Source organism: Pontibacillus salipaludis, assembly GCF_014642405.1.
In the GTDB taxonomy this organism is placed as follows: Bacteria; Bacillota; Bacilli; order Bacillales; family BH030062; genus Pontibacillus; species Pontibacillus salipaludis.
The window spans coordinates 150,594-164,078 of the sequence record NZ_BMIN01000004.1 but is presented as its reverse complement, the minus strand read 5'-3'; the positions used below and the strand labels follow the sequence as shown (position 1 = coordinate 164,078).

The window sequence follows — 13,485 nt, the reverse complement described above, 5'->3', positions numbered from 1 at the left end:
CTAGGGGCTAGCGAGATAAGCAAACTACCTGCAGTGGCTAATCGCCACTTCCGGCATTTTGCTTATCCGTACGCCCCTGGACGAGCCCCCTGTGCTTTTCTTAATGTCCAGCTCCGGCGGGGAGGGCCTAGCGCGATAAGCAATCTACCTCCAGTCTGCTATGCAGACTTCCAGTAGCTTGCTTATCCGTACGGCCCTGACCACCCCGCCTGTGCTTTTCTTAATGATAAGGCAGTTGATTCGTATATCCGCTAAATTGCTGATAGGTTTGTTGCATTTTTTGTTGGTCTGCTGCTTCGATGCTGTACCAGCCGTTTTTGAACATTAGGTTGTATAGGTTGCGTTGGCAGTCTTGGGATTCGTTGAAGATTGTGGATACGTCTTGGTAAAGGTGATCACAGCTTGCTTCGTTCATAGCTGTGCAATACGCATCGGTCATGTATTTTTCAGTGGCTAACATATCGTTTATGAAGTCACGTTCATTCATTTGTGCATTTTTAGGTACAGTCGTTTCAGGGTTTTGTACTTTTTGGCTTTGTTGTTGATTCATGATGATTAGATCCTCCTTTCTAGTTTAAAGGTTGATTATTGTTTTGGTTTGGGGCGGGATTTTCATTTAAATGTTGCAGCATTTTTTCATAGTGACGTTGGTGCATTTGTCCCGCTTGTTCTAGTGCTGCCTTTAGTTCTGGGTTTTGGCAAAATCCTGCATAGAAATGGGCTTTCTTTGAAGCCATTAAGTTCCAAGATAGCATGTCTGAAATATACAGCTGATCCTTGGTGCTCACCATTGTTGGTGGTTGAGGCATAATGTTTGCTTGATTCTGTGCATTGGTTTGGTTTTGTTGCATAAGAGGTACCTCCTTACATAAGACATATTTTTCAAGATTAGATTTCCACAGATTCGGAGTCTTATCCATGAATTCTGGTCTGAGTATATACGGATGTGTCGGAATTGGGCGAAAATTCTACACGTTTTAAGGGGTGAATGGTAAAATGGAAATAGGCATATTTGGATAATGGCTTCATGAGGTTGAATAGTAGGAGGGCATCAAATGGAACAGATCATGCGTAATTTCTTTTTATTCCTTTCTAAAAACAAGGCATTTACGAAGATGGCTAGAAAATACGGGCTCAGGTTTGGAGCTGGTCGCTTTGTAGCTGGCGAGACAATGAGTAATACAGCCAAGGTAATTCAGGAATTAAACGCTAAAGGGATGGATGTTACGATCGATCACCTTGGTGAATTTGTCGATAATGAAGTAGAAGCGAAACAGAGAACTGAAGAGTGTATAGAAGCGATTAGAGTCATAGCAGAGCAAAATCTACAATCTCAGTTGTCCTTGAAAATGACTTCAATGGGGTTAGATGTTTCAGAAGATTTAGTTCTTGAAAATATGCGCAAGATTTTAGATGCCGGCAAAAAGTATGATGTGTTTGTCACGATTGATATGGAGGATTATGAGCGTTGTGGGAAAACGCTCGATATCTTTAAGCAACTAAAATCCGAGTATGATGGGATCGGTACAGTACTGCAAGCATATTTATATAGAACCGTAGAAGACATAGAAGAATTGAATGCATATAGCCCGAATTTGCGATTGGTTAAGGGAGCTTATAAAGAGTCTCCTAAAGTTGCTTTTCCGGCTAAACAAGACGTAGATCAAAACTTTAAGAAGATTATTAAAATGCATATGTTAAACGGGAATTACACAGCAGTTGCTACACACGATGATCAAATGATTGAATACACGAAACAGATTGAAAAGGAATATAATATTCCTAAAGAACAATTTGAATTCCAAATGCTATATGGAATTCGTACGGAGCGCCAAGAAGAACTGGTGGCTGAAGGTTATCGAATGAGGGTCTATGTTCCTTATGGAGATGATTGGTATGGATACTTTATGAGACGGTTAGCTGAACGACCTGCTAACGTAGCTTTCGTTGTGAAGGGTGTTATGGGCAAATAGAAGGAAAGTGGACCGGTATTTATAGAGCCGGTCCGAACCTTTGTAAAAAGATAGAAATAAGTCGGCAAAAAGGATTGCGAAATGTCTGAAAATAATTTATAGTAAAAGTAGAATTAGATCGAATGAAGATCTATTTATTTTTTCGCCGTAAAATGAATGAGTATTCATTCAAATGATAGGGGGAGCTGAAATGAATCGAACAATCAGGCGTGCAGCTGTATTAGGCTCAGGTGTAATGGGAGCTGGCATTGCTGCTCACTTGGCAAACGTAGGAATTCCAACACTAATGCTCGATATTGTACCTCGCGAAGTAACAGCTAAAGAGGCGAGTGCAGGGCTTACATTAGAAGATCGTCAAGTAAGAAACCGAATAAGCCAATCTGGTAAACAAGGTCTATTAAAGCAAAAGCCGTCTCCTTTAACGAGTAAAAACAATTTAGATCTTATAGAGGTGGGCAACCTTGAAGATGACCTAGAACGTTTAGGAGAAGTGGACTGGATTATTGAAGTTGTTGTTGAGAATTTAGAGGTTAAGCAAAAAGTCTTTACTTCTGTAGATCAATATCGTAAAGAAGGATCAATTGTCAGTTCGAATACATCCGGAATCTCAGTTGAGGCTATGGCAGATGGGCGATCAGAGGACTTCAAAAAGCATTTCCTTGGGACACACTTCTTTAATCCTCCTCGTTACTTAAAATTACTTGAGGTTATTCCAACAAAGGATACGGACTCTAAGGTTCTTCAATTTATGAAAACGTTTGGAGAAGACGTCTTAGGTAAAGGGGTCGTAGAAGCTAAGGATACCCCAAACTTTATCGCAAACAGAATTGGGACATATGGTTTGCTCGTTACGGTAAGAGAAATGATAAACGGTGGATACAGTGTGGGTGAAGTTGATTCTGTAACAGGCCCTATGATCGGGCGGCCTAAGAGTGCTACATTCCGAACTCTTGACGTGGTAGGACTCGACACCTTTTTACATGTAGCTAAAAATGTGTACGATCAAGTAGAAGGAAAAGAAAAAGATGTCTTTGACCCTCCGGCATTCATGAAGACGATGCAAGAAAAAGGATGGATTGGTGCTAAAGCAGGTCAAGGATTTTTCGTGAAGAAAAAAGGGGAAAACGGGAGCGCTATATATGAGTTAAATCCTGAAACCCTGGAATACGTTGATCGCAAGAAATTAAAGACAAAAGCAACAGAAATGGTGAAGCAAGAAAAAGGACCGAAACGGAAACTTAAAGCTCTTGTTTCAGCTAAAGGAGATCGCGCTGGTGATCTCGTTTGGAATGTGGTCAAACCTGTTCTGATATACTCCGCTCAATTAGCCGGTGAGATCGCTGATGATATCCCATCTATTGATGATGCAATGAAATGGGGATTTGGCTGGGAACTAGGGCCATTTGAGATGTGGGATGCAATCGGTGTTGAAAAATCAGTAGCTCGCATGAAAGAAGAAGGTGAAGAGGTCCCGCAATGGGTGGAAGACATGCTAGCTAAAGGCCTCTCGTCGTTTTATAAACAAGAAAATGGAAACGTTTACTTCTATCATAATGGAGACTACAAACAACAATCATTCAATGATAAAGAAATTCATCTAAAACGTCATAAGGAAGTTCATGGTGTCATCAAGAGCAATAAAGGTGCAAGTCTTATTGATATAGGAGATGACGTTGCGCTTCTTGAGTTCCACTCACAGAGTAATGCAATTGGCTTAGATATTATTCAAATGATCAACTACGCTGTTGAAGAAGTTGATCAAAATTACAAAGGGCTCGTTATTGGGAACCAAGCGAAGAATTTCTGTGTGGGTGCAAACCTTGGGATGATTTTAATGGAGGCACAAGATTATAACTTTATTGAAATCGAAATGGTCGTGCGTCAATTCCAACAAGCCATGATGAATATCAAATATTCTAATAAACCAGTAGTAGCAGCACCATTTGGTATGACGCTTGGTGGGGGTACAGAGGTTACGCTACCAGCAAGTGCAGTTCAAGCATCCCAAGAAACGTATATGGGTCTAGTTGAACCAGGAGTAGGCCTAATCCCAGGTGGCGGTGGAAATAAAGAGCTTTACATTAAACATCTGCAAGGCATTCCAAAATCAGTAGACTTTGATTTACAAAAAGTCACTAATGATGTTTTCCAAAAGATTGCTACAGCTAAAGTCTCAACCTCCGCAGAGGAAGCTAGAGAGCTAGGTTTTCTTAACCAATTAGATGCAATCAGTGTAAACGGGGATCACTTGATTCACGATGCAAAACAAAAAGTTCTAGGTTTAGCACAAGCGGGCTATAAAGCTCCTAAGCGCGAGAAAATCCCTGTAGTAGGTGAAGCGGGCTATGCAACGATGCTCCTAGGAGCTAAAACGATGGGCTTTGGTGGATATGCTTCTGAACACGATATCAAGATTGCCCAAAAGCTTGCTTACGTGCTTGCTGGTGGAACGGTTGCGCAAGGGACTCTTGTTGATGAACAGTATTTATTAGATTTGGAAAGAGAAGCATTTTTAAGTTTAGTTGGAGAGCCGAAATCTCAGCAGCGGATGCAACACATGTTAGTAAAAGGAAAGCCACTACGCAACTAAACAGATAGGGGGAAGTATTGTGAAGGAAGCTGTAATCGTTGCAGGTGCCAGGACACCTGTTGGAAAAGCCAATAAAGGAACGCTTCGGAATACGCGCCCAGATGACCTGGCCGCTCTAACAATTCAAGAGACGCTTAAGCGTGCAGAAGGATACGATGGCAATATCGATGACGTTATTATAGGATGTGCCATCCCAGAGGCTGAGCAAGGTACGAACATGGCACGTAACATAGCGGGTTTAGCAGGATTGCCTAATGATGTGCCTGGTATAACGATTAATCGTTATTGCTCAAGTGGTCTTCAAGCAATTGCCTATGCTTCAGAGCGAATCATGCTTGGTTATAGTGATACGATCATCGCTGGCGGAGCAGAATCTATGAGTCTAGTACCCGTCCCGGGGCATGTTGTAAAGCCTAATGTAAAACTTGTCGAAAATGCACCTGAATATTATATGGGCATGGGGTATACGGCAGAAGAGGTTGCAAAGCGCTTCGGTATATCAAGAGAGGAACAAGATGCATTCGCCGTTAGAAGTCATGAACGAGCAGCTCGGGCCATTCAAGAAGGAAAGTTTGAAGATGAAATTGTCCCAGTTGACGTTTTGCAACGATTTGTAGGCGCTGATAACAAACAGCACGAGAAGCAAGTAACTTTTAGTGTTGATGAAGGTGTGCGTAGCGGCACTAGTATGGAAGCTCTTGCTAAGCTGCGACCTGCCTTTTCAATAGGAGGTTCTGTAACAGCCGGAAACTCTTCTCAAATGAGTGACGGAGCGGCTTCTGTACTAGTTATGGACCGAGAAAAGGCAGAAGCACAAGGGTTAAAGCCTCTTGTCAAATTCCATTCATTCGCTGTTGCTGGTGTTGAGCCAGAGATTATGGGTGTAGGGCCTGTGAAAGCGATCCCGAAAGCTCTTAAGCTTGCTGGATTAAGTCAGTCAGACATTGGATTGTTTGAATTAAATGAGGCATTCGCTTCTCAATCCATTCAAGTTATTCGTGAACTTGGTCTTGATGAAGATAAAGTAAACGTTAATGGTGGGGCTATTGCGTTAGGTCACCCTCTAGGGTGTTCTGGCACTAAGTTAACACTTAGTTTGATTCACGAAATGAAGCGTCGAAATGAACAGTTTGGTGTTGTCACAATGTGTATCGGTGGCGGAATGGGTGCTGCCGGAGTCTTTGAACTTATTTAAAGGGGGAAACCAAGATGAGTGAAACGAAGGAAAGAGTATTTAAAGGTGGAAGCTTTTTAGTTGAAGATTTACAGGCAGACGATATTATTACGCCGGAAGATTTTACAGATGAGCATAAAATGATTGCTAAGACAGCAGAGGATTTTGTTTTAGGAGAAGTTGTTCCTAAAATCGAGAACCTTGAAAACCATGAATTTGAGCATTCCGTGAACTTACTTAAGAAAGCAGGAGAATTGGGTTTACTAGGGGTGGACGTACCTGAAGAATATGGAGGGCTTAATCTAGATAAAATTAGTTCTTCCTTAATTACAGAGAAATTCTCTAGAGCTGGTGGGTTCTCAGTCACACATGGCGCCCATGTAGGGATCGGTTCTTTGCCAATCGTTTTCTTTGGTAATGAAGAACAGAAACAAAAGTATCTGCCTCTTCTAGCAACAGGTGAAAAAATAGCAGCTTACGCCTTGACTGAACCAGGCTCTGGGTCTGATGCGTTAGGCGCTAAAACCACGGCTAAGTTAAATGATGCAGGTACACACTATGTGTTAAATGGAGAGAAGCAGTGGATAACAAACTCAGCCTTCGCTGATGTATTTGTTGTTTATGCTAAGATTGATGGAGATAAATTTACAGCCTTTATTGTTGAGAGAGATTATAAAGGAGTTTCAACAGGGCCTGAAGAGAAGAAGATGGGCATTAAGAGCTCAAGTACCCGCACTCTAATCTTAGAAGATGCGGAAGTTCCTGTAGAAAATGTTTTAGGGGAAATCGGTCGTGGACATGTAATTGCATTTAATATCTTAAATGTCGGACGCTACAAGTTGGCGATTGGTGGAGTAGGTAGCTCCAAGCGTGCCCTTGAACTAGCTGTTAAATATGCTAACGAAAGAAAGCAGTTTAAAACCCCAATCTCTAGCTTCCCGTTAACTCAAGAAAAGCTTGGAACAATGGCCGCTAATACGTATGCGAACGAAAGTGCTGTTTATCGTACAGTCGGCTTATTTGAACAGCGAATGGGTAAACTAAGCGACGAACAATTAAAAGACGGAAAGGCAATAGCAGAAGCCATTGCTGAGTATGCGATTGAGTGCTCATTGACTAAGGTATTTGGCACAGAGCTACTGGATTACGTTACGGATGAAGCGGTCCAAATCCATGGCGGGTACGGATTTATGGCTGAATATGAAGTGGAAAGAATGTATCGCGACTCTCGTATTAACCGTATTTTCGAAGGTACAAATGAGATCAACCGTATGATTGTACCAGGTACCCTTTTGAAAAAAGCAATGAAAGGTGAACTGCCTCTTCTTCAGAAAGCTCAAACCCTTCAGGAAGAGCTTATGATGATGATGCCAGAAGAACCAGGAACAGAAACGTTAGAGCAAGAGAAATACTTGTTGAAGAACGCCAAGAAAATCGGCCTCTTAGCAGCAGGTTTAGCTGCTCAGAAATTTGGCGAAAAGCTTGATAAAGAACAAGAATTGCTTGTTAATATTGCAGACATCGTAGGTGAGATCTACAATATGGAATCTGCTATTCTCCGGACAGAGAAAGCGATCCAATCAAGCGGTAAAGAGAAAAGTATGCATAAGTTAGCTATGACTCAAGTCTACACACAAGAATCATTTAATCGCATTGAAGCTCATGCTAAGGAAACATTAATTGCAAGCGAAGAAGGCGATTCTTTACGAATGATGCTATCAGCACTTCGCAAACTAACGCGCCATACTCCAACAAACGTTATTAAGAAAAAGCGTGAAGTTGCAGCAAAAGTTATTCAAGAAGAGAAATACGTCCTTTAATTTTTAAACCCATAAAACCCTCTCCTATGTACGAACCTAGGGGAGGGTTTTAATATGGGTTTTGCTTAACATCCTCCTCATATTTGTGTGTCTAATAATTAGGAAGCTGCGGAAAAATATGATAAAATGAGGGCACATATTATAGAAAAGGAGGTCCTTCTATGGCGTTAACGGTTTACTGGTACCCACAATGTGGTACGTGTAAAAAAGCAAAGAAATGGTTGGATGATCAAGACATCTCTTACGAAACAGTACATATTGTTGAACATCCGCCATCTGAAGAGCAATTGAAAACGTTAATCGAACAGAGTGGTTTACCACCAAAGAAGTTTTTCAATACGAGTGGCAAGAAATATCGTGAACTCGGCATGAAGGACAAACTTCAAGACGCGAGTGAAGCTGAGATTAGATCTTGGTTAGCTTCTGATGGTATGTTAATTAAGCGTCCAATTGTTACAGATGGAAATCAAGTAACAGTTGGGTTTAAAGAGGAAACGTTTGAAAATACTTGGAAGTAAATCGCTGATCATCAAAACATTTGGCTCTTTGAGCCGTGTTTAATACATTAAGAATGTAAAAGTATAATGGAGGGTTATGAATGAGCGTACCAAAAGAATTGTATTATTCAGAAGAACACGAATGGGTGAAAGTAGAAGGAGACAAAGTACGTATCGGTATTACGGATCACGCACAATCAGAGCTAGGCGATATCGTATTCGTAGAACTACCTGAAGTAGGAGATACAATTGAAACAGATGAGCCTTTTGGTAGCGTTGAATCTGTTAAGACCGTTTCTGAACTTTACGCACCGATTTCTGGTAAAGTTGTTGGGATCAACGATGAGCTGGATGATAGCCCAGAATTTGTTAACGAAGCTCCTTACGATAAAGCATGGATGATCATTGTAGAACCATCTGATCAATCTGAAATTGAGAAATTGATGACTGCTGACAAATATCAAGAAATGATCGCCGAAGACTAATTTTGGTATAATACTCTGCACAATCCTAGGACACCTTATGTGTAAGGGGTGAACTAAGATGGAGAAAAAACGCCAGTCTTCTTCAGCGAGAAGCCGTTCTGCATCAAGAACGGATATGAAGGTTACAAACACCACTAAGCAGGTACAGCAAAATCAGTCTTGGAGAGGGACAAGTAATCCTTCCCGAGTTGATAAGTATGTAGATTGCGATGATGAAAATGGTTGGTGTTAAGGGTAATGGCAGTGGGGTTCCACTGCCATTTCTTTATATAAATTTATCCCCTTTTCAAAATAGAGAGAGTTTTTATATCAATTGTGGCCTATTTATTATTATTTTTATTATGAAGTGAGAATTTCCGGACTGAATCACATATAGTAATAAGAAACACTTACGTTGGAAAAAGACAGGTGGTTGCGATGAACGAAATCAGTGCACTTGAAAAAGTGATTATCGTAGAGGGTAAAACTGATAAACAACAAATTCAAAAAGTGATTAATGAAGATGTTGAGATCATATGCACAAATGGAACGCTAGGGGTAGAGCGGCTGGAACAGCTCATTCTTGATTATGATCTGGATCATAAAGATGTATTTATATTAGTGGATGAAGATCATTCAGGTCATAAGTTACGGAAGCAATTATCATTCGAACTTCCCCACGCTGAGCATATTTATATAGATCGTTCGTTTAGAGAAGTGGCTGCGACGCCTGAGCCCGAATTAGCCCAAGCTTTGGTAAGCAGAAGCATATCGGTTGATCCTATCTTCTTAACATAGTTAGGTGGTATTCTTTGCAAACTTTATCCAACAGGCCTTTAGAGCAGCTAAATCAGAGTGAAAACCATGTTGATTTTCTTTTTATTCATAGTCCTTTTTGTGGGACCTGCCATTTGGCGAGAAGGATGCTGGAGACATTGGAAGAGGCATTAAAAGGAACTGATTTTAGAGAGTTGAATGCAGCCATCCACCCTGATTTTATGAACCATTATGAAATAGAGAGTGTTCCATGCTTTCTAATCGTCCAAAAAGGCCTGATTCTTGAAAAAATCTATGCATTTCAATCAGTATCTTATCTCTATGAGAAAGTGAATCAATATCAATAAATAAAGGCTGTCCTATAGTAGGACAGCCTTTATTTCTGAATGAAAATGGTGGCGAATGATGATTTCCCGAGAAATAATTTAGTGAATCATGTAAATAAATGTAGAGAGAAGATCGAACTTTGTCTGGTGATGGCAGGACTCCACAAAAGAGAGTCCTTATTCAAGCTATTGCCATTTAGTTATAATAACGTACCGATCGTTTTCATAATCTCCATTACATCTGCTTTGTCTCCAAATTTGGCTTCAATCTGGCCTTGTTTGTTTATGACCACTGTTGTGGGTAAGCTTGTAGCTTGGTAAAGGTCAAATACCTCAGTACCTCGATCTATTAGGGTAGGTTGAGTAAGAAATTTGTAGGCAAATGCCACACCTTCTTCCGGGTTTCCTTCTCTCCCGGCTACGTTTATCGTCAACATTTTGAGGTCTTCACGGTTTAAGGATTGAGAGAAATGCTCTTTCTTCGGAAGATCCCTTGAACAGTCGGGACACCAAGAAGCCCAAAAGGTTAGTACGATGATTTTTCCAAGGTCTTGTTCCAAATGATAATGGCTGCCATCTATAGCAGGGAGCTCAAAGTGAGGTGCTTGCATGTTCGTTGCCTCCTTAATTAAATTGAATTGACTACTTTATTATCACCATGCTAACATATGATTTAACTTAAAATCGATTTCAGATCTTATCTGGAGAGGTGGAGGGACTGGCCCTTTGAAACCCAGCAACCATCCTTTATAGGAACGGTGCTAATTCCTGCAAGGCGTGAGCTTTGAGTGATAAGAGAGTGTGCGTACCAGCGTTTCCCTCTCTTTGGGAGACGTTTTTTTTATAGGCATAGAGCTCCTTTATATTAGTTTGCTTATAGAATGTTTTAGATGAAAGAATTGAGTGAAAGTTTTATATTGACTGAATGTTAAGGCGCGTGCTAGAATTCTTTCTAGACTTAAAAGAGTTAAAGCGTTAATTGAATAAAGGATTTTACTCTTATCACGAGAGGTGGAGGGACTGGCCCTTTGAAGCCCGGCAACCATCAAACTATGTTTGAAAGGTGCCAAATCCTGCTAAGCATGGCTTAGACAGATGAGAGGACGAATCGGTTTATATAAACCTTTCTGTCCTCTTGGGGGATAGTAAGGTTTTTTGTTTAGGGAAGCTTATAGAAAAGAATCCTGAAACTTTTTCGCATTTGAAAAGGAGGAACAACCGTGATTTCAATCAAGAATCTACAGAAAATATTCAAATCTGGGACCACACAAGTTCAAGCGGTTGATGATGTTAATTTGAACATCGAAAAAGGAGAAATCTATGGAGTGATCGGGTATAGCGGTGCTGGTAAAAGTACATTTATTCGATTGCTTAACCGATTAGAGGATCCTACGAGCGGTGAAATCGTCATAGATGGTGAAGATATAGCAAGTTTAAAAGCAGGACGTCTCCGTAAGGCTAGACAAGAGATTGGAATGGTATTTCAGCATTTTAACCTCCTTTGGTCTCGGACTGTAAGAGAAAACATTGCCTTTCCCTTAGAAATTGCAGGAACTCCAAAAAAGGAAAGACAAGAACGAGTTGATGAACTGATTAAGTTAGTCGGCCTAGCTGGCAGGGAAGATGCATATCCATCCCAACTAAGTGGTGGACAAAAGCAACGGGTAGGTATAGCAAGAGCGCTTGCTAACAGACCAAAAGTTCTGTTATGCGATGAAGCGACATCTGCACTCGACCCTGAAACAACCGATCAGATATTAGACTTGTTGGTTGATATCAATGAAAAGTTAGACTTAACGATCATCTTAATCACTCATGAAATGCACGTTATACGCAAAATCTCTCATCGAGTAGCGGTGATGGAAGAAGGTAAAGTTGTAGAAGAAGGCGATGTATTAGATGTCTTTCTTCATCCAAAAGAGAAAGTAACGAAACGATTTGTAGAACAAATTATGGGAGATCAAGACCAAGATGAAGCAGTGGAGACGATCTTAGCTCAGTATCAAACTGGACAAGTTGTTCGTTTACATTTTGTTGGAGAGAAAACAAACCAAGCTTTAATTAGTGAGGTATCGAGAGAATTTCCTTCTGTGAGCTTTAACATTTTGCAAGGGAAGATTACCCAAACCAGTAAAGGGGCTTATGGAACGCTCTATGTTCACATGGATGGGACAGAAGAAGACATCAATAAGGCGATCGAATATATTTCCGAAACGTCCGTGCAAGTAGAGGTGAATCATCATGTTTCATAAGTTGTTTCCAAACGCAAATGTAGAGGACCTGGTAACGGCTACGGAAGAAACGTTGTACATGACGGCTCTGTCTGTAATCGGGACATTTATTTTAGGGTTGTTACTAGGTTTATTACTTTATTTAACATCAAAGCAAAATATATGGGCTAACAAACCATTAAATTTCATTGTGGCAACGATTGTGAACGTGTTCCGGGCCATACCATTTATCATTTTAATTTTGCTTTTATTCCCGTTCACGGAATTCTTGATCGGGACAATAAGGGGCCCTAATGCAGCATTGCCTGCTTTAATTATCGGAGCAGCACCATTTTATGGTCGTCTCGTTGAAATTGCTCTTAAAGAAGTAGATAAAGGTGTAATAGAAGCAGCTAAATCGATGGGAGCTAAGACCTCTACAATTATCTTTAAGGTTTTACTTCCAGAATCGATGCCAGCCCTAGTTTCAGGTATTACCGTTACTTCTATTAACTTAATTAGCTACTCTGCTATGGCCGGTGTCATAGGAGCCGGTGGTCTTGGTGATCTGGCCTATCTTAAAGGGTTCCAACGCTGGGACTTTGATGTTGTATTCTTAGCAACAATTTTAATCGTAATTATTGTTTTCATATTCCAATTCGTTGGAGACTTTATATCAAACAAATTAGACAAACGATAAAAGGAGAGTTACATGATGAAAAAATTCTTAACACTTTTTCTTAGCGCATTATTTATATTCGCGCTAGCGGCATGTGGATCAGCAGAGGATGAATCAAGTAGCAACGGATCAGAAACAGAGAACCAGAGTGGGGAAAGCAATTCTGAGGATAAACTGGAGGAAGTGGTTATTGGTGCATCTAGTACTCCTCACGCAGAGATTTTGGAGAAAGCTAAACCGATCCTGAAAGATAAAGGAATTGACCTGAAGATTGAAACCTATCAAGAATACATTCTCCCTAATAAAGACTTAGATAGTGGCGCTATTGATGCTAACTACTTTCAACACACACCATATTTAAACGAGCAAAAAGAAGAGTTTGATTATGACTTCACAAGCCTTGGACCCGTTCACAATGAACCAATGGGTGTTTATTCTAAAAATATTACAAACGTAGATGAGATTCCAGAAGGAACAGAAGTCATCATGCGTCGTTCGGAATCTGAACATGGTCGCATCCTTTCCTTATTTGAAAAACAAGGCCTTATCACGATAGAAGAAGGCGTTGAAAAGAAATCAGCAACAATCGACGATATTGCTGAAAATCCTAAAAATCTAAAATTCAGTCCGGATGTAGACGCAGGACTTCTTCCACAGAACTATGAGCGTGAAGAAGATGCTCTAGTGGCCATTAACACGAATTATGCAATTGAAGCAGGTTTAAATCCTACTGAAGATTCCTTGTTTATTGAAGGGGACGACTCTCCATACGCTAACCTTCTTGTTACCAAAACGGAAAACAAGGATAGTGAAGCACTACAAACCGTTTTAGAAGTTCTTCAATCTGAAGAAATCCGTACCTTTATCAAGGAAGAATACAAAGGTGCTATCGTACCTGTGAAATAATTATGATCATCCTGTCCCTCCTTGGATAGAAAGTAAACTCATCGCTCATAATAGTGGTAGTTACTTTTA

The 13,485-nt window shown here is 40.5% G+C and carries 15 protein-coding genes and 2 riboswitches; of the genes, 12 read left to right on the top strand and 3 right to left on the bottom strand.

Going from position 1 to position 13,485, the window contains the following annotated elements:
- Positions 1 to 220: 220 nt before the first annotated feature.
- Positions 221 to 550, bottom strand: a complete 330-nt coding sequence (locus IEW76_RS06485; RefSeq protein ID WP_188652036.1) for a spore coat protein — start codon at positions 548 to 550, stop codon at positions 221 to 223.
- 19 nt (positions 551 to 569) lie between these two features.
- The gene (locus IEW76_RS06480; RefSeq protein WP_188652033.1) at positions 570 to 851 is read right to left on the bottom strand and encodes a hypothetical protein; all 282 of its coding nucleotides are present in this window, start codon (positions 849 to 851) and stop codon (positions 570 to 572) included.
- 204 nt (positions 852 to 1,055) lie between these two features.
- On the opposite strand from IEW76_RS06480, the gene IEW76_RS06475 reads away from it, so the two are divergent.
- The 9 genes from IEW76_RS06475 to IEW76_RS20945 all read left to right on the top strand — a co-directional run bounded on the left by IEW76_RS06475 (position 1,056) and on the right by IEW76_RS20945 (position 9,642).
- Complete coding sequence (locus IEW76_RS06475; RefSeq protein WP_188652031.1) at positions 1,056 to 1,973, top strand: proline dehydrogenase family protein; 918 nt, start codon at positions 1,056 to 1,058, stop codon at positions 1,971 to 1,973.
- A gap of 190 nt (positions 1,974 to 2,163) precedes the next feature.
- Entirely contained in the window at positions 2,164 to 4,563 is a 2,400-nt protein-coding gene (locus IEW76_RS06470; RefSeq protein WP_188652029.1) for a 3-hydroxyacyl-CoA dehydrogenase/enoyl-CoA hydratase family protein, read from the top strand.
- A gap of 19 nt (positions 4,564 to 4,582) precedes the next feature.
- Positions 4,583 to 5,758, top strand: coding sequence for an acetyl-CoA C-acetyltransferase (locus tag IEW76_RS06465; RefSeq protein WP_188652027.1), 1,176 nt, complete (start codon positions 4,583 to 4,585; stop codon positions 5,756 to 5,758).
- Between the two features lie 14 nt (positions 5,759 to 5,772).
- The gene (locus tag IEW76_RS06460; RefSeq protein WP_188652026.1) at positions 5,773 to 7,557 is read left to right on the top strand and encodes an acyl-CoA dehydrogenase FadE; all 1,785 of its coding nucleotides are present in this window, start codon (positions 5,773 to 5,775) and stop codon (positions 7,555 to 7,557) included.
- A gap of 161 nt (positions 7,558 to 7,718) precedes the next feature.
- A complete protein-coding gene (locus tag IEW76_RS06455) occupies positions 7,719 to 8,075 on the top strand; it encodes an arsenate reductase family protein (RefSeq protein ID WP_188652024.1) in 357 nt (118 codons plus the stop codon).
- 80 nt (positions 8,076 to 8,155) lie between these two features.
- Positions 8,156 to 8,539: a glycine cleavage system protein GcvH gene (gene gcvH, locus IEW76_RS06450; RefSeq protein WP_036782518.1), complete on the top strand. Its 384-nt coding sequence runs from the start codon at positions 8,156 to 8,158 to the stop codon at positions 8,537 to 8,539.
- A 58-nt stretch (positions 8,540 to 8,597) separates the two neighbouring features.
- Positions 8,598 to 8,771, top strand: coding sequence for a DUF2553 family protein (locus tag IEW76_RS06445; RefSeq protein WP_188652022.1), 174 nt, complete (start codon positions 8,598 to 8,600; stop codon positions 8,769 to 8,771).
- 185 nt (positions 8,772 to 8,956) lie between these two features.
- Positions 8,957 to 9,316 (top strand): ribonuclease M5, encoded by a 360-nt coding sequence (locus IEW76_RS06440; protein ID WP_188652020.1) that lies wholly within the window; start codon positions 8,957 to 8,959, stop codon positions 9,314 to 9,316.
- A gap of 14 nt (positions 9,317 to 9,330) precedes the next feature.
- Positions 9,331 to 9,642, top strand: a complete 312-nt coding sequence (locus IEW76_RS20945) for a thioredoxin family protein (RefSeq protein ID WP_188652018.1) — start codon at positions 9,331 to 9,333, stop codon at positions 9,640 to 9,642.
- 179 nt (positions 9,643 to 9,821) lie between these two features.
- Here the strand turns inward: IEW76_RS20945 and IEW76_RS06430 are convergent, their stop codons facing one another.
- Positions 9,822 to 10,232, bottom strand: a complete 411-nt coding sequence (locus IEW76_RS06430; RefSeq protein ID WP_188652016.1) for a TlpA family protein disulfide reductase — start codon at positions 10,230 to 10,232, stop codon at positions 9,822 to 9,824.
- Between the two features lie 83 nt (positions 10,233 to 10,315).
- Positions 10,316 to 10,419, top strand: a riboswitch (SAM riboswitch).
- 198 nt (positions 10,420 to 10,617) lie between these two features.
- Positions 10,618 to 10,723: riboswitch (SAM riboswitch) on the top strand.
- A gap of 118 nt (positions 10,724 to 10,841) precedes the next feature.
- Here IEW76_RS06430 and IEW76_RS06425 point away from each other — a divergent pair.
- The 3 genes from IEW76_RS06425 to IEW76_RS06415 are packed head-to-tail and all read left to right on the top strand — an operon-like array spanning position 10,842 to position 13,416.
- Positions 10,842 to 11,873, top strand: coding sequence for a methionine ABC transporter ATP-binding protein (locus tag IEW76_RS06425; RefSeq protein ID WP_188652014.1), 1,032 nt, complete (start codon positions 10,842 to 10,844; stop codon positions 11,871 to 11,873).
- A complete protein-coding gene (locus IEW76_RS06420) occupies positions 11,863 to 12,531 on the top strand; it encodes a methionine ABC transporter permease (protein WP_188652012.1) in 669 nt (222 codons plus the stop codon). The genes IEW76_RS06425 and IEW76_RS06420 overlap by 11 nt, the downstream gene beginning before the upstream one ends.
- A gap of 15 nt (positions 12,532 to 12,546) precedes the next feature.
- Entirely contained in the window at positions 12,547 to 13,416 is an 870-nt protein-coding gene (locus IEW76_RS06415) for a MetQ/NlpA family ABC transporter substrate-binding protein (protein WP_188652285.1), read from the top strand.
- Positions 13,417 to 13,485 lie beyond the last annotated feature (69 nt).